A 718-nucleotide genomic window follows, 5' to 3' on the forward strand; every position below is an offset into this window, starting at 1 on the left:
CGATAAGACGTCCAATCACGGATGGGTCTATTACCCAGGCTTATCAATCGCCGTGGCACACTGCGGCATGGCCAGACGCACCCTCAACGACCTGCTCGCCTTCATCACTGTCGCGCGCGAAGGCAGCTTCACCCGTGCCGCCGGGGTACTGGGGGTGAGCCAGTCCGCGCTCAGCCAGGCAATCAAGCTGCTCGAAGAGCGCCTGCAGATCCGGCTGCTGACCCGGACCACGCGCAGCGTGTCGGTCACCGTGGCCGGCGAGCGGCTGCTGGCCGCGATTGGTCATCGCTTCGATGAGATCGAATCGGAGCTGGATGCGTTGACCGAACTGCGCGACAAGCCAGCCGGACGCGTGCGCCTGACCAGCGGCGACCATCCGCTGCGCACCCTGCTGCTGCCACGGCTGATGCCGCTGATGCACACCTACCCGGACGTGCGCATCGAGTTCGATGTCAGTTATGCACTGCGCGATATCGTGGCCGACCGCTTCGATGCCGGCATCCGGCTGGGCGAGAACATCGACAAGGACATGATCGCCGTGCCGATCGGTCCGGCCATCCGCATGGCGGCGGTGGCCACCCCGGCGTACTTCGAACAGCACGGTGTGCCCAAGGCGCCTTCGGACCTCACCCGACATCGCTGCATCAACATGCGCCTACCCACGTTGGGCGGGCTGTACGCGTGGGAGTTCGAGCGGCGTGGCCGCGAGATCAAGGTG

At 65.6% G+C, this 718-nt stretch carries 1 protein-coding gene; it reads left to right on the plus strand.

All coding sequences use genetic code 11. From position 1 onward, the window contains the following. Window positions 1-67 precede the first annotated feature (67 nt). Window positions 68-718, plus strand: a 651-nt coding sequence (locus ACXJKJ_RS30530) for a LysR family transcriptional regulator (protein WP_457395188.1), incomplete at its 3' end; no start/stop codon positions are given.

It is taken from the genome of Roseateles sp. P5_E1, from assembly GCF_054049335.1.